This is a genomic window from Neisseria sp. P0001.S005 (assembly GCF_051963715.1).
The window spans coordinates 1-211 of sequence record NZ_JBQCTZ010001159.1 but is presented as its reverse complement, the minus strand read 5'-3'; the positions used below and the strand labels follow the sequence as shown (position 1 = coordinate 211).

General features: G+C 49.8%; 1 protein-coding gene. It reads right to left on the bottom strand.

The features are described 5' to 3' along the window. Positions 1 to 211 (bottom strand): 30S ribosomal protein S2 (rpsB, locus tag ACTHSP_RS24400; protein WP_440347261.1); only part of this gene is annotated, 211 nt, incomplete at both ends.

Below are 211 nucleotides of genomic sequence, written 5' to 3'. Positions count from 1 at the left end.
ATGCCGCGGCAGTACAGGCGGATAGCTTTAGCGGAGTCATCGTTACCAGGGATAACGTATTTCACGCCGTCAGGGCTATTGTTGGTATCGACTACGGCGATAACAGGGATGCCCAATTTTTCAGCTTCAACCAGAGTACCTTTTTGGTAGCCGGTATCGATAACGAAAATCGCGTCAGGCAGGCCTTTCATGTTTTTGATACCGCCCAAAG